Source organism: Yersinia massiliensis (assembly GCF_003048255.1).
GTDB classification, from domain to species: Bacteria; Pseudomonadota; Gammaproteobacteria; order Enterobacterales; family Enterobacteriaceae; genus Yersinia; species Yersinia massiliensis_A.
This window is the reverse complement of the sequence record NZ_CP028487.1, coordinates 1,350,796-1,373,837: the sequence shown is the minus strand read 5'-3', so window position 1 is coordinate 1,373,837 and position 23,042 is coordinate 1,350,796. Positions and strand designations below refer to the sequence as shown.

Here is a 23,042-nt window from a genome sequence, read left to right as displayed (position 1 = left end):
CACTTATACCGGCAGGCCGGGTAGTGGAATCTGTTCCGCAATCAACCCCTGCTCTCTGAGTGCCAGCCAAAACGCGGTTGGGATGGGGTACTGAAAACTCGCTGAATTTTGCGTGACTTCAGCGGGTCGAGATGGGCCGTACAGCACACTGGCGACGGCGCTGAACCCCAGCGGGAATTGCAACGCTGCCGCCGCCAACGGAACCGCAAAGTCAGCCGCGATGGTTTGCAGTTTTCTGACTTTATCGGCGACGGAATGCGGCAATTTTCCGTAGTCATAACGTGCGTCATCATGGATACCGGTCGCCAATACGCCGGAATTAAACACCCCACCAATGACGATACCGGCCCCCTGTTGTTGTGCCCGCAGCAGTTCGTCAGCGTAAAGAGTCTGTTCCAGTAAGGTGTAACGCGACGCCACCAAAAACACATCTAAGGGGTAGCGATCCAGAAAACGGTTAATCATGCCCACTTCATTGATCCCAGCCCCGAACGCAGCAATCTCCCCTGCCGCTTTCAGTTCTTCCAGCGCTTTGAAACCACCCGATTCCAACTCTTTTAGCTTGCCGAGCAAATCTTGCTCATTAGGGAAATAGCCAGTATCCAAGTCATGGATATACAAAATATCGACTTTATTGATCCCCAAGCGCTGGAGGCTATCCTCATAGGAGCGCAAAATGCCGCCATAGGTATAATCATGAACATGATCAAAGGCTAAGCCGCCTTGCCAAGGGGCGGTTTGAAACGTTTTTCGTGTATGAGGCGCGAATAAACGCCGGCCCACTTTGGTTGACAGCACATAGTCATCTCTGTCTTTGCGATACAAGAATCGACCGGTTCGATGCTCGCCTTGTCCGCGCCCATACCAAGGTGCCGTGTCATACAGCCGGATACCGCTATCCCATGCGGTTTCCAGTGTTGCTTGCGCGTCCTGCTCGGTAATTTCCTCGAATAATTCGCCGAGTGGACAAGTGCCCACCCCAACCGTGGGTATCTGAAACCCTGAGTTGCCCAATGGCCGCGTGCTAGTTAGTCCCATGATGTCTCCTCGCGTCACTTAATCTCTCTCGGGCCGTTCTAGCCGCCCAGTCGACGCTGATAAATAGGCCGCTTCAAGCAAACCGTAAGTTAATAAACTGTCTCGCCCCGAGGTATCCGGTTCGCGATGTTGGCGTAAACAGTCAATAAAATGGCGCTGCGTGTGTACCACACTGTCTTGAATTTGCGTCCAAGGCTCACGGGTCCATGAACGTGCGTCAGGCGCTATTTTTTGCAGTGTGGATTCACCTTGCTTGTGCAGAGTCAGCTCTTGATTCAGCCCGATTAACAACGTGCCTGCCGTCCCTTCAATCTCAACGCCGGTCTGTGGGAAGGGATCAGGGTAGCGCCGTGAGGCATAGCTAAAATCCAGTACCGTTGTGGCACCATTGTCATGGGTAAGCAGCAGCGTGGCGGCATCCTCACCGGCGATCCCCTCTTTGATTTGCTGGGTGCGACAAAAAACACCGTCCACCTCGCCAAAGAGAAACCTCGCCAAATCCAGTAAATGGATGCCAACATCCATGATCATGAAACGCTTCACGTTGATCAGATAGGGCTGGTTCGAATAGACATCAATGGCGGTGCGCCACGAGAGACGGCCAAAGGTTAATTCGCCTAATTCACCTCTATCAATAATCTGCTTGGCGGCTCTGAAAACATGCTGAAAGCGAAAGTCCTCATGCACCATCAAGGGTACATTTGCCGCCTGTGCGAGGGCCACCATCCGGCGGCACCCCGCCAGATCAGGCGCAAACGGCTTTTGCACAATCACGGGGATCTGGTGCGACACCGCTAACGCCACCAATGCTTCATGGGTTTCCATCGTGGTAGGCAGATCAACGAAATCGAGTTTTTGTGTCGCAAACAGCGCATTAACATCATCGGTGTAATGCGCGATGCCAAATTTCGCTGCTGCCGCTTTGGCTTTCTCAATATCCAGATCGCAGACCGCCACAATCTCGACATCTTCAATATCATTCCAACCTGCCAGATGGTTCTGGGCAAAAAAGCCACAGCCCACCACCGCGCCTCGTAATCTTGACGTCATTTCGTTATTTTCTCTGATAGCTGATTTTTGCTACTGCATATGCATCCAAATTGATGCCCTGACCGATATCCCGCTCTTCACTGTGTTGGCGGAAAATAGCGGGTGATAACGCCGCCAGTTCACTGTGAGCAACATCTAAGATACGCACCCGAGCTACGTCCACATCCGCGAGCGTGACATTCACGGATTCGCTAGCAAGATTGGCGATGAGTAAGACATGCTTATCGCCATCGACCCACCCTAGCACTGCCAGTTTTTCACTGTTCGATGTGGTTTCGAGGCGCGGTTTTCCGCTACCAGAGGCTAAGTCGGCTACCACATGGAACAACGGGTACACCGCGCCTTCAACCTGCTCATCCCACCACTGACGCGCATAGGGCTGCTGGGTTGATACCACGCCAAACGGCCCCGTCGGTGCGCCCAAGACCAAGGTATCGATCCCATGTTCAGCCACCACGGCGGCGTAACCGACATGCCATGCCGCCGCCAATAGCCCTCTTTGACGTGGGTCATTAGCGGCTAGCCCCACTCTGGCAGAATCCGGATTCGCCACCGGACCACTACCATAGGGATTGAGCCGCGCGCCAATGCCTATCGGGCCGATGCGATAAGGCACACTTTCGGCGACTCCTTGGTCAGCACTGATAATTTGTCTGGCCGACCGAATGATATGCGGCAGTGACTGCAAGGTTTCGACAACGGAGGCATCGTCTGCCGCATGCACCGTCGGAGCCGTCGCGTGAGTGATAAAGTCAAATGCTCCCGCCGAGGGGCGCTTACGGTTAAGTTCAGTAAAGAAGGCCGGACTCCCACCGCCAACAGCCAGCGTAGGAAAGGCTTTTTTAGCTTCGCTGTAGATTGCCGTATCCGTAGGGGATGGCGGTCGCACCTCATCCGGCTGGAATGAACGCTCATCCACTTTCGGGAAGATAGCGACAGAGATGGGTGAAATGCCGACAATTTCCAGCCATTTTGCTGCCTGTGCAATTTCCGGCGCAGGGTCATGACTGGCCGTCAGCAGTAATTCAAACGCCACCGGTAAATGCGCGTTAGAAGCCAATTGGCTCGCCGCCGCAAGATGATCAATCGAGTGCTGAGCAGCAGGATCAAATCGCAGCAATAAGTGAACGGGGCCAAGCGCCGCCAACTGAAAGGCATAAGGAATAGCATCGGCACTTTCATTTGCAGATAGCCCTAAACCAATGGCAGGGAGAGTCTGTTTTGTCTTTTTCCCCACCGCCACTCGTATCGATTGAGCCGTATTAGCCACCGGTTCATCAGGTTGCGAAATGGCGTGGTCGTGAATATTGATGGTGACCGATTGGTGCGTCACCAGCTCAGGCAACAAGCGATAAGGATAAGGTAGCCCAATTGGGCGGCTGTACATTTTAAAGGACGCATCCGACCAATTACGATGATCTTCGGCCTCAAAAATATCACCATCAAAACGAGTCACCACCGATAGCCCCTCAATCGGCCGATGGGTTATCGCACGAATATCAAAAATGGGTTGCCCAGGGCTAATGGCCTCGGGGATCGTTAATGCTGCGCTTTCCCCTTGCGCATGTTCGACTTGGATCTCTGTCCCCGCAAATCCAGCGAGTGGATACAACACCACGAATCCAGTGCGGTTGGTATCAAAGGGCGTCTCTGCCGCAATCCGCGCCGTGGCTGACAATGTTCCATCGCTACGCCCCGCAAAATGAAGATCGACTTTGACCCGCTCGTCGCCATTGACGTATCGTGCCTGATAGCTCACTTCAAAGGCATTATCACTCTGCTGAATATCCAATCCGCTAATTTGTGGCTCGGGGGTTCCCCAACCCGGCGTGCGAACTAAAAAGGTCAGTGCGCGTAACACCTCGACACCGCGCCAGCGAATCCAGCGTAAAGCGCCATGATCAAACTCAACGGATAAAGATGCGGCTGACAGGGTAAATTTCGGCGTCTCGACAACAGAGGTGCCGGTGAGAAAGACCGCTCTGCTCATCGTTTTTGCCTCTTGATGAAGATATCAAATGTCACTGCTGCCACAATGATGATGCCAATCAGTAATTGCTGGATGTACGGCGAGATATTCAAAATGACCAGCCCATTGAGCAGGACACCAATCAGTAAGGTGCCAATCACCGTTCCCCAAATACTGCCCGTGCCGCCATACAAACTGGTGCCGCCGATCACTACTGCGGCTATCACATACAATTCATACTGATTACCCGCCACGGCTTCCGCGGAATTTAGGCGCGCCGTCAGTAAAAAGCCGCCTAGTCCCGCGAGTAATCCGGTCAACACATAAACACTGGTCACCACCCCTTTCACGTTCAGGCCACATAAACGCGCCGCTTCAGGGTTGGATCCAATGGCATAAATTGAACGGCCGTAGCGGGTAAAGTGCAGGGTCACTGAGGCGACAATCGCCACTAACGCGAACACAATCACGGGCACCGGAACCGGCCCGATCATGCCCCGCCCCCACCACCCCAAGGCGTCATCAAACCCGCTCACTGGGCTGCCGTTACTTATCATCAACGTCAGGCCACGAAATATCGTTAGCCCCCCGAGGGTCACGACAAATGCAGGCACAGCCAAGCGTGCGATAATCAATCCTTGCAATGCACCGGCCAATCCGCCGGTGAGAATGGCGGCCAATGCTGCCCATTGCCAGCCCATCGCCCGTCCATCAGCGAAAAACATAAACTGGCCTTCAATGCCGCCCTTAGCGACCACGGCGGCAACCATTCCCGCTAAAGCCGCGATGGCCCCGACGGACAAATCAATGCCTCGAGTCAAAATAATGAATGTCATCCCGACGGCGATAATGCCGTAGATAGACACTTGCCTGACGATATTAAAAAGATTGATTGATGAGAGAAAACGCGGAGCCAATAACGTAAATAGCGCCATCAATAGCACCAGAAAAATAAGCGGCGCATAGCGTGCTAACGTTGCTTTATTCTTGTGGCCGTCTTTGTTTCCAATCTGAATTGGCGAGCTCATAGTCATATCTCTAATCCAATAAATTAAGTCACACTTGCGGAATATGGCGCGTCATCAATTGCATGACGTTCTCTTCATTGGCTTCATGCGCCGACAATTCGCCCGTTAATTGGCCCGCGTGCAGCGTGAGAATGCGGTCACTGACCGCCAGGACTTCAGGTAAATCAGAGGAGATCAAAATAATCGCCACGCCTTTTGCCGCCATGTCACGTAGCAAACGATGGACGTCCGCTTTGGCGGCGATATCCACTCCACGCGTCGGTTCATCGACAATCAATAGCACTGGGTGCTGCGCCATCCAGCGAGCCAGCACCACCTTTTGTTGATTGCCCCCTGACAGCGTGGCGATTTTTGCCTCAAGGCTGACAGCGCGCAGGTTGAGCTGCTTTTTGAAATCGAGAAAGGCGAGACGCTCACGTTGACGATCAATAAATTGGCGTGCCGTGCGCGTAGGTGAATGAATGATCGCGAAATTTTCTTCTACCGTCAGAGACATAAATAACGCTTGTTGCTTGCGATCTTCTGGCACTAAACCGATACCGGCAGCAATCGCATCTCGGGGAGAGGATGGGCGGTAAGTCTTCCCCTGAAGACGCAATGTGCCGCTGCCGATTGGGTCAGCACCAAATATCAGCCGAGCAATTTCCGTTCTGCCTGCGCCCACTAACCCCGCAAACCCAACAATTTCGCCGGCTTTCACCGTAAAACTGACCTTGCGTACGCTGACGCGATCGGCACCCACTCCCACACTCGACAGATTTTCAACTTCTAGGATGGTGCTTCCGGTGTCGCCACGCGCCCCGTGGTCAACATCCGCTAAATCACGCCCCACCATGAGTCGAACCAAGTGGTCAATGGAGACATCCTCAACCGCCCCCTGCCCCACCAGTTGACCATCCCGTAATACTGTGTAGGTTTCACATAAGGATTTAATTTCTTCTAGCCGATGGCTGACATAAATAACCGCAACACCGCTGGCTGCAATGGTACGTACTACCTGTTTTAATTTTTCGACTTCTGTTGGGCTTAATGCCGCCGTTGGCTCATCCATAATAATTAAGCGAGGTTTAGACGTTAATGCCCGCGCAATTTCAACCAACTGCTGTTCTGCAATACTTAATTCAGCAATTCGCCGTGATGGATTAATCGATACACCCAGCAATGCCAATACTTGGCGCGCATCATTATTAATTGCATTCCAACGAATAAAGCCAAACCGATTAACCGGTAGATGCCCAGCAAAAATAGTTTCAGCGACAGTTAAATCAGGGAAAAGGCTAAATTCCTGATGAATAGTTGTAATACCGGACTTCCACGCATCCAGTGGTTGATTAAATGATATTTCTCGGCCTTGCAATATAATATGGCCACTATCCGGCTGATGTACGCCGCTTAATAGATTAATCAGTGTCGATTTACCCGCGCCATTCTCCCCTAATAGCGCTCTTATTTCTCCGGTTTGCAAAGAAAAAGAGACACTATCGAGCACGGTCTGACCAAAAAATGATTTAGTCAGATTCCGGACACTAATATATTCATCTCTATCCTGATCCCCCGCCAAAGAATCAGGATGTGAAGATAATGATAGAGTATCGAGTGACATTATTTTACAAGCCCAATGCGTTCTGCATCATTTAGGTTTTCACGGGTAATTGCCACCGGGCTGACTAATACGTCTGCTGTTGCTGGACGTGCGCCAGTACGGATGTAATCGGTTAGAATTTTGACCGCTTCACGGCCTTGTTTCCCCGGATACTGATCGACAGTGGCCGTGATCACGCCATCACGTACCGCTTTCAATGCATCCGTTGAGCCATCGTAACCAAAGATAGCAATCTTGCCCTTCAGGCCGCGTGCTTCAACTGCTTGAGCCGCACCCAATGCGCTGTCGTCATTGCCTGCCACGATCACGGTTGGTGGCGTCGCCAAACCGGTTAATAGGTTTTCGGTGACCGATAAACCTTGGTCACGGTTAAAGCGGGCTGTTTGCTCAGCAACAAATTTGTACAGCTCAGGATGTTTGTCTAAAGCGTCATGCACCCCTTTACTACGGTCATTAGCCGTTTTATCCCCTGGGATACCCTGCAAATTAATAATGGTGGCCCCTTGAGGGAATAATTTCGCGACTGCCTCCCCTTGGTGTTGCGCCCCAATTAAATTATCTGCCGCCACATTCGCAATCACTTCAGGTACGCCATTAACGGGACGGTCAATCGTCACGACCGAAATACCTTCTTTAATTGCAGTACGTAATACCGGCGCTAATGCCGTTGCATCCGCGGGTGCAATAATAATGCCATCAACCCCTTGAACAATTGCCGCTTCAATATCAGCAATTTGTTTCGGCGCGCTTAATTGACCATCAGAGCGAATGATTTTTACATGCCCTAATTTTTGAGCTTCATCTTCAAGTTGTTCTTGTAGAAAAACAAAATGTGGGAAGCTGTATGATAATGCAGAGACTAAAATCGTGACGTCTGCATCTTTACCTTTCGGTGCTGCATTAGCAGAAAGTGCGACTGTGCTCAGAGCAATAGCTAATGTTGTGAATAAATAAGTTATTTTGCGCATAAGATAATACTTCCCCGTTATATAAAACCATCTAATTCATAAAAATTAGAAAGATAAATTCAAAAAATCGATTAATTAAAATCGCTGTTGGTCTTTTGGGTAAAACGAATTGAATTTGACTATATCACGAGGGAAGTTAATTAAAATGACAGTCCTACAGAATATTTTCACATTTAATTATGCGAAAAATAGAATATCAATTTCAGCAAAAGCTCTCGCTAAAAAGACATCATAAATTTGGCGATACGATGGTTCAGCACATCGCCAGTTGGGGTATTAACTGCCAGAGGTAGGTAGATCGGGGCCAAGTAATAAAATAGATGCGCCTAGCTATGACGCATTGAAATGGCGTTTAGAGTTATAGCGTATCAGACGAGATTAATACTCCTGATCCACAATCAGCCGCTTGCCCAGCATGATGCTATCTTGGGTTTCGTAATCGAGTTTTTCATACATGCCGATCACCGCGTCATTATCTTCGCGCACCATGATATTGAGTTTCGGGCAGCCGCGGGCAATGAGCTTTTTCTCGAGGCGGCTGATCAGCGCATTGGCAAAGCCACGGCCACGGAAATCAGGGTGGACCCCCAGATAATAAGCCGAGCCACGGTGCCCGTCATAACCGCCCATCACTGAGCCGACGATTGCCCCGCTGACCTCGGCAACTAAAAACAACTCGGGATCATGATTCAGCTTACGTTCAATATCCATTTCCGGATCGTTCCAAGGCCGCAGCAAGTCGCAATGCTCCCACAGCAGAATTACCTCTTCAAAATCGTCTTGCTGAAATACGCGGATTTCCATGGATGTTCGCACCGTTGAATAAAATGGACGTTTTGATTATACCCAAAATAATGACGATTACAGCTAACCCCTTGTCACTTCAAGTCAGAAAGGCCTACTGAGGGGATTAATCCACACTGACGGTACAACAATCAAGGGAGATCGAGGTATACTTAGCCCCTGAACATTTCTAGGTCACAAGTAGAACCCCGCTAATGAATTTACCCGATATCGCCCAAATCAAAACCTATCTGCTCGATTTACAGGATAAAATCTGTGTTGCCTTGGCTGCTGCGGATGGCAGTGCAACCTTCACAGAAGAGAACTGGACCCGTGAAGAAGGGGGTGGCGGTCGTAGCCGCGTGTTGGTAAAGGGTGCGGTATTTGAGCAAGCGGGGGTTAACTTTTCCCATGTTTCTGGCGCGACATTACCGGCATCAGCCACTGCGCATCGCCCCGAATTAGCTGGCCGGAGCTTTCAGGCACTTGGGGTATCGCTGGTTATCCACCCCCTTAGCCCTTATCTGCCTACCAGCCATGCGAATGTGCGTTTCTTTATTGCCGAGAAACCCGGCGAAGATCCGGTTTGGTGGTTTGGTGGCGGCTTTGATTTAACGCCATTTTATGGTTTTACGGAGGATGCCGTTCACTGGCATCAAACCGCCCATCAGCTTTGCCAACCCTTTGGTGAACAGGTTTATCCACGCTATAAAAAATGGTGCGATGAGTACTTCTTTATTAAGCACCGTAACGAAGCCCGAGGTATTGGCGGCTTATTCTTCGATGATCTCAATAGCCCCGATTTTGACACCTGTTTCCGCTTCACGCAGGCGGTCGGTGATGGCTTCCTCGACGCTTATTTGCCCATTGTTGAGCGCCGCAAAACATTAAGCTGGGGGGAACGTGAACGTCAGTTCCAGCTTTATCGCCGTGGCAGATACGTTGAATTTAATCTGGTTTGGGATCGCGGTACGCTATTTGGCCTGCAAACGGGTGGACGCACCGAGTCTATTTTGATGTCTCTGCCGCCATTGGTGCGCTGGGAATATAATTATCAGCCAGAGGCCGATAGCGCAGAAGCGGCATTGTGCCGTGATTTTCTGCCGGTCAAAGATTGGCTGGCTGTAGGAGAACATCACTGATGCAAATTTGGGTTGATGCGGATGCCTGTCCGAATGTGATTAAAGAGGTGCTGTTTCGCGCCGCGGATCGTACCGGCATGATGGTGACACTGGTGGCAAACCAGCCGCTAAAAACGCCGCCTTCAAAGTTTATTCGTACTTTGCAGGTCGCTTCTGGCTTTGACGTTGCCGATAACGAGATTGTGCAGCGGGTGGAAAAAGACGATCTGGTGATTACAGCTGATATTCCATTGGCAGCCGAGGTGATTGAAAAAGGCGGTATTGCGCTCAATCCGCGCGGTGAGCGCTACACCCCAGATACCATCCGTGAGCGTTTGAATATGCGTGACTTTATGGACACCATGCGCGCGAGCGGCATTCAGACCGGTGGCCCCAATACCCTTAATCAGCGGGATCGTCAGCAATTTGCCAATGAATTAGATAAGTGGCTACAGCAGGCCCGCAAAGCTCGCTGAAAGAAAGGTTTATCCGCAAAGAAAAAACCCGCACAAGGCGGGTTCAGACTGCTGACCAATACCGATGACTCGGTCTGGAACGGTGAGGACAGGTAGAAGAGTAAAGCGTCCGCGCCATCAGGGATGATTTTACGGCGTCTTTACGATCTATTTGTCCTCTCCGCAATGAGCACCTTGTCAGCTATCTCAACCCGCACAAGGCGGGTTTTTGTTAACTGACTGAATGGAGCAACGCGTAATTACAACGGCTGGGTTTGCGCCTCCACCACGGCTAACGCCACCATATTGACGATACGCCGCACCGAGGCAATCTGCGTCAAAATATGAATCGGTTTTGAGACGCCCATTAATACTGGCCCAACAGTCACGCCTTCCGAAGAGGTCACACGCAGCAGGTTATAACTGATTCGTGCCGCTTCCATATTCGGCATAATCAGAATATTTGCCGCCCCTTTCAATGGGCTGTCCGGCATCAGGTTATGACGGATACTTTCCACTAACGCCGCATCGCCATGCATCTCACCGTCAATTTCCAGTTCTGGGGCCATCTGATTAACCAGTTCCAATGTCCGGCGCATTTTACGCGCGGCTGGACAATCAGAAGAGCCAAAGCTGGAGTGAGATAACAATGCAACTTTCGGCTCGATACCGAAGCGGCGCACGGTTTCCGCTGCCATTAAGGTGATCTCCGCCAACTGCTCAGGGGTAGGATCATCGTTCACGTAAGTATCAGCAATAAAGGTGTTACCGCTTGGCAGTAACAGCGCATTCATTGCCCCCGCCACATGAGCACCCTCGCGGAAGCCAAACACTTTCTCGACCACATCATAATGTTCATGATAGGTACCAATTGTGCCGCAAATCATCGCGTCAGCTTCGCCGCGATGCACCATGATGGCTCCAATCAGCGTCGGATTGCCAATCACGGCACGACGAGCCTGTTCCTGCGAGACACCACGGCGCTTCATGATTTGATAGTATTCATGCCAATATTCGTTAAAGCGCGGGTCAGACTCATTGTTGACCACTTCGAAATCTGTCCCGATGGCAATTTGCAGGCCCAATTTCTTCAGGCGAGTTTCAATCACACCTGGACGGCCAATCAAGATAGGGTAAGCCAGCCCTTGCGAAATCAGCTCTTGGGTCGCGTGCAGTACGCGCTCTTCTTCCCCTTCCGCCAACACGACCCGTTTCATCTCTTTCTTCGCTTGCGAGAAGATCGGCTTCATAAACAGGTTGGTTTTGTAGACGAATTCCGTCAGTTTTTCTATGTACGCATTAAAGTCAGTGATAGGTCGCGTTGCGACACCGGAATCCATCGCGGCTTTGGCGACAGCGGGCGCAATTTTGACAATCAGACGGGGATCGAATGGTTTCGGAATAATGTATTCAGGGCCAAAGGAAAGATCTTGCTCACCATAGGCTGATGCCACCACATCACTCTGCTCAGCCAGTGCTAAGTCAGCAATGGCATGCACACAAGCCAGTTTCATCTCTTCGTTAATGGTGGTGGCACCCACATCGAGCGCGCCACGGAAGATAAACGGGAAGCAGAGAACGTTATTGACCTGATTCGGGTAATCCGAACGACCGGTGCAGATGATCGCATCTGGGCGCACTGCTTTTGCCAGTGGCGGCAAAATTTCAGGCTCTGGGTTCGCCAGCGCCAGAATCAGTGGGCTAGCTGCCATGGTTTTTACCATGTCTTGGGTGAGGACGCCTGGGCCGGAACAGCCGAGGAAAATATCCGCGCCCGGCATGGCATCACCCAACGTGCGCTGGCCTTTATCCTCAATGGCGTAAACGGCTTTGGTTTCCGCCATATTGGCTTCACGGCCCTTATAGATCACGCCTTTAGAATCGCAAACAGTGATGTTGTGATGTTTTAATCCCAACGCAACCAGCAGGTTTAGACACGCAATTGACGCGGCACCCGCTCCAGATACCACCAGTTTTACATCGCTGATGTCTTTATTCACCACCCGCAAGCCATTGAGCACCGCAGCGGTACAGATAATCGCAGTACCATGCTGGTCATCATGGAATACGGGGATCTTCATGCGCTCACGTAATTTCTGCTCAATATAAAAACACTCGGGTGCTTTGATATCTTCCAGATTGATGCCGCCAAAAGTCGGTTCCAGCGAGGCGATAATATCAATCAGTTTGTCAGGATCGTGTTCATCGATTTCGATATCAAAGACATCGACGCCGGAGAATTTTTTAAACAGAACGCCTTTGCCTTCCATCACCGGTTTACCGGCTAGCGCGCCAATATTCCCAAGCCCCAGCACGGCTGTACCGTTGGAAATGACGGCAACCAAATTGCCACGCGCCGTGTATTTGTAGGCGGCAGAAGGATCAGCCGCAATTTCCAAACAAGGGGCTGCCACGCCGGGAGAGTATGCCAGCGCCAAATCCCGTTGGGTCGCGAGCGGTTTGGTGGGTGACACTTGAATCTTCCCTGGTGTGGGGAATTGGTGGAAATCAAGTGCACTCTGTTTCAATTGTTCGTCCATTGTAGGTTCCCTTTTGCTTTTATGCTTTGAGGTGGTATGACCAAGAGCAGAACCAGTATAGTGAGTCATTTAGCACAAACTATGAACTAGGGCATACTCTGCATAACATTTTTGCATCAATCAGGGAATTTACTTAGCAATCAAAAGGGAATATCAACAATTCGCGGGATTATCAGTGTTCGGGGAACGCCAAGGACGACAACCCTTCCCCAAAGTCATTGGCGTTGCAGCAAGGCAGCAAGAGAGGCGTACTGCAACAACATAATCGTCTTCCCATCCTTAATCCGCCCATCGGCCACCATGGCAAGCGCCTCGGTGAAGGGCAGTTCGACGAGATCAATGACTTCATCTTCAACGCCGAGATCATCGGTGATTTTCTGGTCTGGATGATATTCAGCAGCAAAGAAATGAATAATTTCGGTGACGCCACCGGGTGACATATAGGCTTCGAACAGCTTTTGCACCTTATCTATCTGGTAGCCGGTTTCTTCCATGGCCTCGCGGCGAATGCACTCTTCCGGTGAATCGTCATCCAATAATCCGGCGCAGGTTTCTAGCAACATACCGGTTGGGTTGCCATTCACGTAGGTAGGCATGCGGAACTGGTTGATCAATAGCACGGTGCCTTTTTCGCGGTTATACAGCAGGATGGTCGCGCCATTCCCTCGGTCATACACTTCGCGAATTTGCTGTACCCTGGTGCCATCTTCAGTGATTAAATCAAAGGTATATTTATGGAGTTTGAACCAATTCTTAGATAAAACTTCACTCTGAATATTGTCTATTTTGACTGACATGGCGCTTCTTCTCTAAATGTAACGGTATAAATGATCAATCGTTGCCCAAATCGATATCATTTCGCGGTTCTTACCCAGCCTTACTATGTGAGGCACTGTTCGATATTGCAATAAAAAATGCCTTGTCGACATCACGTCCACAAGGCATTTCAGCACGATTTTATTTATCCCGTCGCATCAAGGACGCAGGGAATTAAAAGCCGGTCGGTACCGTCTTCATGTCCGGCAATTTATGGGCGATCCCTTTATGGCAGTCGATACAGGTCTTGCCTTCGGTAATCGCCTTACTGTGCATTTTCGCCGCCACGGTTTTCTGCGCGGTGAAATCCATATTGTCGAAGTTATGGCAGTTACGGCACTCTTGCGAGTTGTTGGCTTTCATCCTCGCCCATTCACTTTCGGCCATGGTCAGGCGGTGTGCCTCGAACTTCTGTGGAGTATTAATCAAGCCGATTGTCTTGGCGTACAACTCTTTACTGGCCTTGATTTTACGCACCATTTTTGGCCCCCACTCATGGGGTACATGGCAATCTGGGCAGGTTGCCTTTACACCACTGCGGTTGCTGTAGTGAATGGTGCCCATATATTCCTGATAAACGTTGTCTTTCATTTCATGGCAGCTAATACAGAACTTCTCGGTATTCGCCATCTCCATACCGGTATTAAAGCCGCCCCAGAAAATGATGCCACTGACAAAGCCAATCAGCAGTAAAGTTCCGAGTGCCAGTCGGCTTGGCCGACGCCACCACTGCCATATCCGGCGGATAACACCCGGCTTTTTCGTTTCACTCATCACTGGCCTCTCTCATCGCTAATCTCAAAGTCATACCTGGGTTATTGACCAAAACCAGGAGCGGGTTGGAAGCTGTTACCGACAATAGGTGCAGCATCGGTTTGCGGTACATGGCATTGCAGACAGAAATAGCGACGTGGAGAGACTTCACTCGACACTCTGCCATCGCGGTCAATGAAGTGGGTCGGGCTAACACGCGGTGCGCCGGTGGTGCGGTAATGCTCAACACCGTGGCATTGCAGGCAGCGGTTGGTATTTTTGCTGACTTGGTAGCCATCCACACTGTGGGGGATCATCGGTGGCTGGTTAACATAGTTCAGCGCCATCCGTTGTTGTTGTTTTGGCATTTTCACCGCGCCTTCTTTCGTGCCAGACACTTCCGGTGATTGGGATAAGTCCATCTCGACATTGCTGGCCGCGTTGACCGCCCCGGCCATCACCAATACCGCCAACAGCGATACTATCGATAAAAACCGGCGGTTGAATGATTTAAACATGGTGCTATTCATGACTTCCTCCTGAAAGACAGCGTCTTTGCCTGAGCTTCCCTGGATATTATTATCAGTAAGTGGCAACACTCGCCCCGCAGGGCGAGCAGCCTATCACGCCACGACTCGCGCCAATTTCACTGCACATTTTTTAAAGTCAGTTTCTTTGGATAACGGATCGGTCGCGTCCAGCGTCAGGTTATTCACTAACTGCGCGGCGTCGAAGAATGGCATATACACCAGACCTTGCGGCGGGCGGTTACGGCCACGGGTTTCCACCAGCGAAATCACTTCACCACGGCGTGAAATCACTTTGACTTTATCGCCACGGCGTAAATCGCGGGCTTTGGCATCTAGTGGGTGAATAAAGAGCACAGCTTCTGGGAACGCACGGTGTAACTCAGGTACGCGGCGGGTCATTGAGCCGGTGTGCCAATGTTCCAGTACGCGCCCCGTGGAGAGCCACAGATCGTATTCTTCATCCGGGCTTTCGGCTGCCGGTTCGTAAGGCAGCGCGAATATCACGGCTTTACCGTCCGGCTTGCCATAGAAGCGCACTTCCTCGCCCTTCGGAACGAAAGGATCGAAGCCTTCGCGGTAACGCCACAGCGTTTCTTTGCCATTCACGACCGGCCAGCGCAGACCGCGTTCCTGATGGTAGCGATCGAAAGGCGCCAAATCGTGGCCATGACCACGACCAAAATCGGCGTACTCTTCAAACAGCCCTTTTTGAATGTAGAAGCCGAAATCGCGTGCTTCATCATTAAGCTGATCAGCAGGGATTTCATTCAGCGGGTACTTATTCACCACGTTGTTGGCATAGAGCACGTCATACAGTGTCTTACCGCGATATTCTGGTTTTTTGTTCAGCAACTCGGCAGGCCAAACCTCTTCCACTTTAAAGCGTTTCGCAAACTCCACCATCTGCCACAAATCGGATTTTGCTTCACCCGGTGCTGGCACTTGCTGACGCCAGAACTGCGTGCGACGCTCCGCATTACCGTAAGCGCCCTCTTTCTCTACCCACATTGCCGTCGGCAGGATAAGGTCAGCCGACAGCGCACTGATTGTCGGGTAAGGGTCAGAAACGACAATAAAGTTGCGCGGGTCGCGCCAGCCCGGCATACGATCTTCGTTGATATTCGGGCCAGCCTGCATGTTGTTGTTGCACATGACCCAATAGGCATTGAGGGTACCGTCTTTCAGTGCACGGTCTTGCGCCACCGCATGCAGCCCCACTTTTTCGGGGATAGTCCCTGCGGGAAGTTGCCATTTGGTTTCGGCAATCTGGCGGTGCTTTTCGTTGGTGACAACCATATCTGCTGGCAAGCGGTGAGAGAACGTCCCCACTTCACGAGCCGTACCACACGCGGAAGGCTGACCCGTCAGAGAGAAAGGCCCAGAACCCGGTTTAGAAATCTTGCCGGTTAACAGATGCAGGTTGTAGCACATGTTATTGGCCCACACACCGCGAGTGTGCTGGTTGAATCCCATGGTCCAATAAGACACTAATTTTACGTTCGGATCAGCGTACAGCTTAGCCAGCGACTCTAATTGGTCTTCCGGCACACCGCTCATTTTAGCGGCTTTTTCGAGGGTGTATTCCGCGACAAAGGCTTTGAAATCATCAAAGCTCATCGGTTCGGAGGCATCACTGCCTGGGTTTTTGGCCGCTTTTTCTAATGGATGCGTTGGCCGTAAGCCGTAGCCGATATCGGTCGCGCCACGACGGAAATTCACATGGCGGTCAAGGAAGGCTTGATCAACAGCATTGTTTTGAATGATGTAATTGGCGATGTAATTCATGATCGCCAAATCCGTCTGCGGAGTGAAGACCATCGGGTTGTCTGCCAGCTCAAAGCTCCGGTGTTCATAGGTGGAGAGCACGGCGATTCTGACATTGTCGTTGGTGAGGCGGCGGCTGGTCATACGTGACCATAAAACCGGGTGCATTTCCGCCATATTGGAGCCCCAGAGCACAAAGGCATCTGCTTCTTCAATATCATCGTAACAACCCATTGGCTCATCCATGCCAAAGGTACGCATAAAGCCCACCACGGAGGAAGCCATACAGTGACGAGCATTAGGATCTAAGTTGTTAGAGCGGAAGCCTGCTTTCAGTAATTTTGAGGCGGCATAACCTTCCCAGACGGTCCACTGGCCGGAACCGAACATCCCAACCGCCGTTGGGCCTTTTTCCTTCAGCGCATTTTTGAATTTCAGTTCCATGATATCAAAGGCTTTTTCCCAACTGACAGGGGTGAAATCGCCTTCTTTATCGTATTGGCCGTCTTTCATGCGGAGTAGCGGCTGGGTCAGACGGTCTTTGCCGTACATGATTTTGGGCAGGAAATAGCCTTTTACGCAGTTCAACCCGCGATTGACCGGTGAATCAGGGTCACCTTGCGAGGCCACAATGCGGCCATTTTGCGTTCCCACTAAGACACCACAGCCAGTACCACAGAATCGGCAAGGTGCTTTATCCCATTTTATTGCATTTGATGTCTCGCCCACGACGGCTTTCGCGACCGTGGGTATGGTCAATCCGGCTGCGGCAGCTGCGGCGACCGCAGCATTGGCCTTCATAAAATCCCGGCGACTGAGTTTCATGGCATTTCCTCACCTTGCTGATCCTGCTGGTGATAAACCAGCGATACAGCCAGCACACCATCCAGATTACGTGCTGACTCAATATATTTCAGGAGCACGTCTGAGCGCGCTGCCTGCATCACCACCACCAGCTTGCCTTGTGTGGCATCACTGGTCGGTATTTCTGTATTCGGAATTGCGAGCAAACTCTCAGTCAACTGCGCAAATCGCGCGGGTTTGGCTTGCAAGACTAATCCGCATACATGCCACTCTTTATCGTCCATCATCACTCCGAGTGAGGGTTACAGCCTGAACAGGGCAACTGGATAGGCAGGCACCACATCCCGTACACGCGGGTAAATCGAGTTCAGGCTGAGCGATACCATTCAGGCGTGGGCGGAATTTAATCGCTTGTGTTTCACAACTGTCCTGACAGCTACGGCATTCAACATGGTGAAAAGGCAAACAAAGGTCTGAAATGTTGATTTTAAGTGACCAAGGCGCCAGTTCTGATGAGGTAAAAACATCGGCTTCACACGCGTGCGCGCAAGCTTGGCAAAAACTGCATTCCGCACGCTGAAAATCTATTTCGGGGAAACCACCACTGCCCACCATCAATACGCCGGTTTCGCAGGCGGTCACGCAGGCATGGCATCGGGTACAACCCGCAATAAAATTTGCCTCCATTACAGACCAGGGAGGGCGAAAAACAGTCATTTGTTGTTTGTCTGCTCGCCAAGAGCCGGTCAATAATTTACGCCGTGATAAATCAGTCATGCTGACATCCTTAATACCTACTGGCGCATCCGCGTGAGCGATAGAGATGATTCGTTTAACACCTGACGCTTAATATTGCGTTGATGATAATTATTCTTATTTATAGTAATGAAGGTGCTACCCAGTGTTGACGTACTAAATACAGAATAATGGGTAATAAAATAATTACTCTTTAGAGTTAAACGATAGTAGATATTGAGCAGGATCAATTAATTTAGTGGTTATTTGCCTGATTTATCACTAATAAATCTATTTGCGTTATTTCTTTATTTATATAACGATTGAGTTAATGAGAATGACTATCAAATCAATATGATAATTAGGTCGATTTTTCCTCTGGTAGAAAACTTTCATTCAATAACAATGGCTGATGCTTGCAAACAATCGCCTCAGTTCTTATATGTAAAAATAGAGTTCCTATCGGAACACTCTTATACTACGGGGAGAGTTATCACAGGAAACTCACTCAGACTGCGGTACACTTACAACATAAGTCAGCTAACAGTGATGGCTAGCGTAAACGCCTTCATTAGCGACCAAAATGATCAGCAGTTACAAAATAGCCACTAATTAACAACCTATATTTATATCTTTTATCATTGGCATTGCAGGTTATCAGCCAGCAAAGGGTCCCCGAAAAGCAAACTTAAGTTTTAGTGCGCGGGATCAATCAGTGTCGCTCACCACGGCGATGCTACGTTAAGAAAGGTATAAGTGTTTTTTCGGTTACAGGGACATCCTTATTATGACTAAATGTCACACTATTATGATCGTTGATGATCATCCGCTTATGCGCCGGGGTATTCGCCAACTCCTTGAGTTAGATAGTAGCTTCGATGTCGTGTCGGAAGCCAAATGCGGCAGCGATGCCATTATTGAAGCCGCGAAGTACCAACCGGATGTCATTCTGCTCGATCTTAATATGAAGGGCATGTCAGGGCTGGATACCTTAAAAACGTTGCGCAATGAAGGTATTGATGCGCGAATTATTGTCTTGACCGTTTCTGATGCTCGCAATGATGTGTACGCCATGATTGATGCGGGTGCAGATGGTTATCTGCTGAAAGACAGCGAACCTGAAATATTGCTGGAGAATATTCGCCAAGCAGCGCAAGGTGAAAAAGTATTCAGTGATGAAGTCTCCCAATATTTATCTTCTCGTCACGAGCAAATTAATCCTTTCTCTGAATTAACTGAACGTGAATTAGATGTGCTACAAGAAGTGGCGCGGGGCATGTCCAATAAGCAGGTGGCCTTTGAACTGCACATTTCGGAAGAAACGGTAAAAGTACACATTCGTAATTTATTGCGTAAATTAAATGTGCGTTCGCGTGTGGCAGCAACCATCATGTTTTTAGAAAGTAAAAAATACGCGTAGCCGCCCCGCTCACTTATCACTGCTCTACTATTCTCTAGCCGCAAGGCTATTGAATGGCCGCCAAGATGAAATCATGGTGATCATTGATCCATTTTTTGTTCAGCGGCCCCCAACTCTCTAGCTGGTAATAGCCCGCATTATTTCGAATACCATCCTGCACAAACGTTAGCGTGATACCCAAACTGGGTAGCGCCTTTAAGACATCTTGCAATGTGCGCCGCGGCCAGCCGGTTAGTTCCATCAAACGAGGAACATTCATTGAGTCATGGCTGCTAATAAGCCAACACAGATAGAGACGACGAGCAAATACCGGATTGAGTTCCATACCGCTTCCTAAATTGAGTGACTGCTATTGAGTCTACTTGATAGCCCAAAAAAGACCTGTTTATCACTCTTTTTTGCCTCTGCGTAAATTAACTCAGTGTTCTTGATGTTTTTTACAGGTTCTCCATATTTTCTTCACGTTTCCTTCAGCATTCACAGGTAGAGTGCAGAGTTGATTCTGCTGCAAATAATTTCTTTCCTAATAGAGGCTGGCACTGCATGGCAAATTTTTTCATCGACCGCCCGATATTTGCTTGGGTATTGGCGATAATTATGTGTCTTACTGGGGCATTGGCTATCTCAACCTTGCCGGTTGAGCAATACCCCAATCTGGCACCGCCCAATGTACGCATCAGTGCCTCCTATCCCGGTGCTTCTGCACAAACACTGGAAAATACCGTCACGCAGGTCATCGAGCAAAGCATGACGGGCTTGGATAATCTGCTGTATATGTCCTCGCAGAGCAGCAACTCCGGTAGCGCATCCATTACCTTGACGTTTCAGGCGGGCACCGACCCAAACGAAGCCATGCAGCAAGTCCAGAATCAGTTGCAATCTGCCATCAAAAAACTGCCGCAAGATGTGCAGCAGCAAGGCGTTTCCGTATCAAAGTCCGGCGATAACACCTTGATGATGGTGGCGTTTGTTTCCACTGATGGCAGCATGGATAAACAGGATATTGCCGACTATGTTGCCAGTAACCTGCAAGATCCCCTGAGCCGAATCGAAGGGGTGGGGAGCATTGATGCTTTTGGTTCACAATATGCCATGCGTATCTGGCTAGACCCCAACAAACTCAATAATTATCAGCTCACTACGCAAGATATTGTCAGCGCGATTCAATCACAAAATAGCCAGATCGCTGTCGGTCAATTAGGTGGAACGCCGTCGGTCGACAATCAAGCCTTGAACGCCACTATCAATGCACAATCCCAATTGCAGACACCCGAACAATTTCGAGAAATTACACTGCGGGTCAATCAGGATGGTTCGCTGGTGACCTTGGGTGATGTGGCAAAAGTCGAATTGGGTGCCGAAAAATATGATTATCTCAGTCGTTTTAACGGGCAAGCCGCATCCGGTATGAGTATCAAACTGGCTTCAGGGGCGAATGAGTTACAAACCGACGCACTGGTTAAAGCAAGATTAGCTGAACTGGCCCCCTTCTTCCCTCATGGGCTGGAAGCCAAAATTGCTTATGAAACCACCCCGTTCGTGAAAGCCTCCATTAAGGATGTGGTCAAAACACTGGTAGAAGCGGTGTTGCTGGTTTTCTTGGTCATGTACTTGTTCTTACAAAACTTCCGCGCCACCCTGATCCCCACCATTGCCGTACCCGTGGTATTGCTAGGGACTTTCGCCATCCTATCGGCATTTGGCTTTAGTATTAATACGTTAACCCTATTTGCCATCGTACTCGCCATTGGATTGTTGGTTGATGACGCCATCGTGGTGGTGGAGAACGTCGAGCGAGTGATGAGTGAGGAAGGGCTAGACCCACGCGAAGCAACGCGTAAGTCTATGGGGCAAATCCAAGGCGCATTAGTCGGGATTGCCTTGGTGCTGTCGGCCGTCTTCATTCCAATGGCCTTCTTCGGTGGCACCACTGGGGCGATTTACCGCCAGTTCTCTATTACCATCGTCTCAGCCATGGTGCTCTCGGTTCTGGTGGCACTGATCCTGACACCGGCGCTTTGTGCCACCATGCTCAAGCCCATCAAACCGGGGCATCATCATGCCAAACGCGGTTTCTTCGGCTGGTTTAACCGCATGTTTGATCGTAGCGCCCATCGTTACGAGCGCGGTGTAGCCCGTGTCTTGCACCACAGCCTGCGTTATATGCTGCTGTATTTACTGTTGCTGGGTGGATTGGCGTTGCTGTTTGTCAAATTACCCACCTCATTCTTACCGTTGGAAGATCGCGGCGTGTTTATGGCACAGGTTCAGCTTCCTGTCGGTTCTACCCAACAACAGACGCTTAAAGTAGTTGAGAAGGTGGAAAACTATTTCCTAACCGCTGAAAAAGAGAATGTGCTGTCGGTGTTTTCAACGGTGGGTTCCGGCCCCGGCGGTAACGGCCAGAACGTGGCGCGACTCTTTATCAGACTATCGGATTGGAGTGAGCGCAAGAGTAGTGACGACTCCTCCTTTGCCATTATTGAACGTGCCACCAAAGCGTTTAACAAAATCACCGAAGCTCGGGTGTCGGTCAGTAGCCCCCCTGCTATTTCAGGCTTAGGCGGTTCCTCAGGTTTTGATATGGAACTGCAAGATCACGGCGGTTTAGGCCACGATAAGTTGATGGCCGCCCGTGACCAATTATTGCAAATGGCCACGAAAGACCCAGCGTTGACACGGGTACGACATAACGGATTAGACGATAGCCCACAATTACAGATAGATATCGATCAGCGTAAAGCGCAAGCGCTGGGCGTATCACTGGATGATATCAACAACACGCTGAAAACCGCGTGGGGGTCGACTTACGTGAATGACTTTGTTGATCGTGGGCGGGTGAAAAAGGTTTATGTGCAGTCCGAAGCCACGGCTCGTATGCTGCCAGAAGACGTTAACAAGTGGTATGTGCGCAATAAAAGTGGCGGCATGGTGCCCTTCGCCGCCTTTTCTACCACCCGCTGGGAATATGGTTCACCACGGCTAGAGCGTTATAACGGCTACTCTGCGTTAGAGATTGTCGGTGAGGCCGCGCCGGGTGTTAGTACTGGTACGGCGATGAATGTGATGGAAGATTTGGTGAAGCAGTTACCCAATGGCTTCGGTTTGGAATGGACGGGTATGTCTTATCAGGAGCGTTTATCTGGCTCTCAAGCCCCTGCCCTGTATGCGATTTCATTGTTGGTGGTGTTCTTGTGTCTGGCGGCATTGTATGAGAGTTGGTCAATACCTTTCTCCGTTATGCTGGTGGTGCCGCTTGGGGTGATAGGTGCGGTTGCGGCGACTTGGCTGCGCGGGCTGGAGAATGATGTTTATTTCCAAGTGGGGTTGCTGACGATTATTGGGCTGTCGGCAAAGAACGCGATTTTGATTGTTGAGTTTGCCAATGAATTGAACAACAAAGGCAAGGATTTGGTCGAGGCCACACTGGAGGCTTCACGTCAGCGGTTGCGGCCTATTTTGATGACGTCACTGGCGTTTATTTTTGGCGTTCTGCCCATGGCAATCAGTCAAGGCGCGGGCTCAGGTAGTCAGCATGCGGTCGGGACAGGGGTGATGGGGGGGATGATTTCAGCCACCGTGCTGGCGATTTTCTTTGTGCCACTGTTCTTCGTGCTGGTTCGCCGCCGCTTCCCTGGCAGACCACCGCGCGCGAAGGAATAAAG

The 23,042-nt window shown here is 50.3% G+C and carries 19 protein-coding genes; 4 read left to right on the top strand and 15 right to left on the bottom strand.

What is annotated here, in order from left to right:
* Positions 1-3 precede the first annotated feature (3 nt).
* From DA391_RS06275 to DA391_RS06245, 7 genes are all read right to left on the bottom strand, one after another.
* Complete coding sequence (locus tag DA391_RS06275) at positions 4-1,038, bottom strand: aldo/keto reductase (RefSeq protein WP_108087464.1); 1,035 nt, start codon at positions 1,036-1,038, stop codon at positions 4-6.
* 18 nt (positions 1,039-1,056) lie between these two features.
* Positions 1,057-2,088 carry a Gfo/Idh/MocA family protein gene (locus DA391_RS06270; protein ID WP_108087463.1) on the bottom strand — a complete coding sequence of 344 codons (1,032 nt, stop codon included), beginning with the start codon at positions 2,086-2,088 and terminating at the stop codon, positions 1,057-1,059.
* Between the two features lie 4 nt (positions 2,089-2,092).
* Positions 2,093-4,078 (bottom strand): hypothetical protein, encoded by a 1,986-nt coding sequence (locus DA391_RS06265; protein ID WP_108087462.1) that lies wholly within the window; start codon positions 4,076-4,078, stop codon positions 2,093-2,095.
* Positions 4,075-5,085: an ABC transporter permease gene (locus tag DA391_RS06260; RefSeq protein WP_050083481.1), complete on the bottom strand. Its 1,011-nt coding sequence runs from the start codon at positions 5,083-5,085 to the stop codon at positions 4,075-4,077. Before DA391_RS06260 ends, DA391_RS06265 begins: the two co-directional genes overlap by 4 nt.
* A 28-nt stretch (positions 5,086-5,113) precedes the next feature.
* Positions 5,114-6,688: a sugar ABC transporter ATP-binding protein gene (locus tag DA391_RS06255; RefSeq protein ID WP_240624793.1), complete on the bottom strand. Its 1,575-nt coding sequence runs from the start codon at positions 6,686-6,688 to the stop codon at positions 5,114-5,116.
* Positions 6,688-7,656 carry a substrate-binding domain-containing protein gene (locus DA391_RS06250; RefSeq protein ID WP_050083469.1) on the bottom strand — a complete coding sequence of 323 codons (969 nt, stop codon included), beginning with the start codon at positions 7,654-7,656 and terminating at the stop codon, positions 6,688-6,690. The genes DA391_RS06255 and DA391_RS06250 overlap by 1 nt, the downstream gene beginning before the upstream one ends.
* A gap of 378 nt (positions 7,657-8,034) precedes the next feature.
* Positions 8,035-8,460 carry a GNAT family acetyltransferase gene (locus DA391_RS06245; protein WP_019212067.1) on the bottom strand — a complete coding sequence of 142 codons (426 nt, stop codon included), beginning with the start codon at positions 8,458-8,460 and terminating at the stop codon, positions 8,035-8,037.
* A gap of 194 nt (positions 8,461-8,654) precedes the next feature.
* On the opposite strand from DA391_RS06245, the gene hemF reads away from it, so the two are divergent.
* Entirely contained in the window at positions 8,655-9,581 is a 927-nt protein-coding gene (gene hemF / locus DA391_RS06240; protein ID WP_050083471.1) for an oxygen-dependent coproporphyrinogen oxidase, read from the top strand.
* A complete protein-coding gene (locus DA391_RS06235; protein ID WP_049607490.1) occupies positions 9,581-10,036 on the top strand; it encodes a YaiI/YqxD family protein in 456 nt (151 codons plus the stop codon). Before hemF ends, DA391_RS06235 begins: the two co-directional genes overlap by 1 nt.
* A 239-nt stretch (positions 10,037-10,275) precedes the next feature.
* On the opposite strand, the gene maeB is transcribed toward DA391_RS06235, so the two are convergent.
* The 7 genes from maeB to napF all read right to left on the bottom strand — a co-directional run bounded on the left by maeB (position 10,276) and on the right by napF (position 17,999).
* Positions 10,276-12,555, bottom strand: a complete 2,280-nt coding sequence (gene maeB / locus DA391_RS06230) for an NADP-dependent oxaloacetate-decarboxylating malate dehydrogenase (RefSeq protein WP_050083472.1) — start codon at positions 12,553-12,555, stop codon at positions 10,276-10,278.
* Positions 12,556-12,770: 215 nt separating this feature from the next.
* Entirely contained in the window at positions 12,771-13,352 is a 582-nt protein-coding gene (nudK, locus tag DA391_RS06225) for a GDP-mannose pyrophosphatase NudK (RefSeq protein WP_108087461.1), read from the bottom strand.
* Positions 13,353-13,545: 193 nt separating this feature from the next.
* Positions 13,546-14,145 carry a cytochrome c-type protein NapC gene (gene napC / locus DA391_RS06220; protein ID WP_019212072.1) on the bottom strand — a complete coding sequence of 200 codons (600 nt, stop codon included), beginning with the start codon at positions 14,143-14,145 and terminating at the stop codon, positions 13,546-13,548.
* A gap of 41 nt (positions 14,146-14,186) precedes the next feature.
* Positions 14,187-14,654 (bottom strand): nitrate reductase cytochrome c-type subunit, encoded by a 468-nt coding sequence (gene napB / locus DA391_RS06215; RefSeq protein WP_050083474.1) that lies wholly within the window; start codon positions 14,652-14,654, stop codon positions 14,187-14,189.
* Positions 14,655-14,747: 93 nt separating this feature from the next.
* The gene (gene napA / locus DA391_RS06210) at positions 14,748-17,243 is read right to left on the bottom strand and encodes a nitrate reductase catalytic subunit NapA (protein ID WP_050083475.1); all 2,496 of its coding nucleotides are present in this window, start codon (positions 17,241-17,243) and stop codon (positions 14,748-14,750) included.
* Positions 17,240-17,506, bottom strand: coding sequence for a chaperone NapD (gene napD / locus DA391_RS06205; RefSeq protein WP_019212075.1), 267 nt, complete (start codon positions 17,504-17,506; stop codon positions 17,240-17,242). Before napD ends, napA begins: the two co-directional genes overlap by 4 nt.
* A complete protein-coding gene (gene napF / locus DA391_RS06200; RefSeq protein WP_108087460.1) occupies positions 17,496-17,999 on the bottom strand; it encodes a ferredoxin-type protein NapF in 504 nt (167 codons plus the stop codon). The genes napD and napF overlap by 11 nt, the downstream gene beginning before the upstream one ends.
* 745 nt (positions 18,000-18,744) lie before the next feature.
* Here napF and DA391_RS06195 point away from each other — a divergent pair.
* The gene (locus tag DA391_RS06195) at positions 18,745-19,377 is read left to right on the top strand and encodes a response regulator (protein WP_050083477.1); all 633 of its coding nucleotides are present in this window, start codon (positions 18,745-18,747) and stop codon (positions 19,375-19,377) included.
* A gap of 46 nt (positions 19,378-19,423) precedes the next feature.
* On the opposite strand, the gene DA391_RS06190 is transcribed toward DA391_RS06195, so the two are convergent.
* A complete protein-coding gene (locus DA391_RS06190) occupies positions 19,424-19,702 on the bottom strand; it encodes a winged helix-turn-helix domain-containing protein (RefSeq protein ID WP_057645763.1) in 279 nt (92 codons plus the stop codon).
* Positions 19,703-19,920: 218 nt separating this feature from the next.
* Between DA391_RS06190 and acrD the strand changes: the two genes are divergently transcribed.
* Positions 19,921-23,040: a multidrug efflux RND transporter permease AcrD gene (acrD, locus tag DA391_RS06185; RefSeq protein WP_108087459.1), complete on the top strand. Its 3,120-nt coding sequence runs from the start codon at positions 19,921-19,923 to the stop codon at positions 23,038-23,040.
* Positions 23,041-23,042 lie beyond the last annotated feature (2 nt).